Source organism: Actinacidiphila sp. bgisy167, from assembly GCF_965342175.1.
Classification (GTDB): domain Bacteria; phylum Actinomycetota; class Actinomycetes; order Streptomycetales; family Streptomycetaceae; genus Actinacidiphila.
The window spans coordinates 1-2,084 of the sequence record NZ_CBDRBL010000185.1 but is presented as its reverse complement, the minus strand read 5'-3'; the positions used below and the strand labels follow the sequence as shown (position 1 = coordinate 2,084).

Genomic DNA, 2,084 nt, shown 5'->3' with positions numbered 1-2,084 from the left:
ACGGAACGAACCAAGTGCTCGGCTGCCGCGCGGAGTGCCGATACGCCGTCGGTGGGCGGCCAGCAGGCGGGACAGGTACTCCACGACGTGGCGCGGGACGTCGAGCGTGGCAACATAGGTGACCAACGTGAAGCCTCTGGTGGTTGTCGACATGATCTTGTGGTGAGACCTGTCCTACCAGGGCTTTACGTCTGTCCGCAGCCGGGCCCAGTCTGTCCGACCTGCTCACACATACGGCGGCTGAGGGCGTTTCGCGTAGATCATTTCGCTGAGAAAACCTCACTCAGTACTGCAGGAAAGGCGTCAGTTTCATACCGGGCGTGAGTGAGCAGAAATTGGTCATCTCAGGCCCGGCGTCCTCCCACTCCTCCGGCACATGCAGCAAGTTACCGTGCGGGCTGAGCGCGATCTGCCACACAGGCTGGTCCGTGTCGGCGTGAGGGGACGAAACCCGCTGACCTCTGTTGTTCTGCCAGCTCACTACACCCTCATGGTTCACCGCCCACAGCGCCTCCAGCACCGCACCCACCACCAAGGCCCGAGCCCCGGGGCCGGCGGCCAGCAGCGCGGCCTCGAGGCGTGCCACGGCCTGTGGCACCGGCTCATCCCACACACGCCTGGCCGACATGACTCGCTCACGGAACCCCAACACACTACGGACGGACGCGGGATCGAGCGTCGCTATCTCAGTGATCACGTTGTCGAGTCCGTGAAGAAAGCGTTCCGTGTACTTCTCGTACTGCTGCGGGCCGAGGTCTACTGCGGTGAAAGAGTGGGCGAAATCGATGAGCTTGACCCTGACCGACTGACCGGGATCGTCTGCCGCACGATCCACGGCGATCAGCACGCTCGCCCCTACCAACGCGTACCCAGACACGGCAACGGCATCCCGGACGTTCTGCAACTGAGCCGCAAGTTCCGTTGCAAGGCTGTGGATCGGCGCGGCGAAATCCGCCACGTGCTCGCTTGAGGCGCGACCGATCTGCATCCGGCTACCTTGGATCTTCGTCCCCGCTACAACGCGCCACCCCCGCCTCGCGGACCCGCTCGCCACATCAGCGACCATCAGCTTGCGCTTCTTGACCCATGCACCGCCAGGGCTGAGGTTGCGACGCAGTTCGTGCTGGCTCGCGGTGCTCTCGCCGATCTTGATGTCGAGCAAGCTCGGCTGCACCATGCCATGGGTTATGTTCTCGATGTAAATGTGTGGATCTTCCCCGCTCGCTTCGACGTCCCGCGCAGGTACCAGGTGATCCGGGTCCAGCTCCGACTCCAGCTTCCAGACGTCGTGGGCGGTGAACGAACGAGGCGCGATGCGCTCCAAGCCGGTGCCCGAGCCCCGCAAACGATTGTAGAAGTTCCGCTCGACGTCGTTGGTGGGCTTTTGTAGGACCATGCCGCCGGCACGCTTGACAATTCCGCCGTGACCGCCGCTGGCAGCCCCGGACGCCTCCCTCGACACCGCTCCAGTAGTCGACTCAACCGTCAGGGGACCGATAGGCCCCGCACGTCGCTGCGAGGCGTCGACGCCCCCCACCGATCCCGCCTTAAGCCTGTCATCGACGGCCCGAGCTCCGTCGAGTCGAGCGGCACCAGACGTCGACGCCGTGACCGGGACCGTACTTCGCGCAGCAGATTCCTGTGGCAGTAGATCGCCGCGTGAAGCCTGGCTGTAGTGCTCAATCAGAATGTTAATCTTTGCCAGTTGATCTGGTTCCTTTTTTACCGCTCGAGCCACCTCGCGTGGCAGATCATCGAAGCACACCAACCCCATGGGCACACCAGCCATCCTCACTACTTCCTCGCCGGGTCGGCAATTTGATCTATCAACACTATCCCGAGCACACGTCCCCTGGCTCCCGGCCGACCCGGTGCGGCCGGCGGGTCAGATGACCGGGGGGGGCGGCCCAGCGCGACCATCCGTGCCACGGTGCGCCACCGCATGGGCCGCCGCACCCCGCACGGCGTGCGCACCCCCTCGGCGAAGCCGCCCCACCACGCCCGCAGCCCCTCCCACGTGGGCCGCTTGAGCACCGCCAGCACCGCCACACCCCCAGGTACGCCGGAACCAAAGGGGGGCTTCA

General features: G+C 64.9%; 1 protein-coding gene and 1 pseudogene. Both read right to left on the bottom strand.

Annotated elements, in window-relative coordinates:
• Positions 1-283 precede the first annotated feature (283 nt).
• Positions 284-1,789 (bottom strand): inositol polyphosphate kinase family protein, encoded by a 1,506-nt coding sequence (locus ACRWND_RS30635; protein WP_431955207.1) that lies wholly within the window; start codon positions 1,787-1,789, stop codon positions 284-286.
• 107 nt (positions 1,790-1,896) lie between these two features.
• Positions 1,897-2,075: pseudogene (locus ACRWND_RS30630) on the bottom strand (glycosyltransferase family 2 protein); the annotation flags it as partial.
• Positions 2,076-2,084 lie beyond the last annotated feature (9 nt).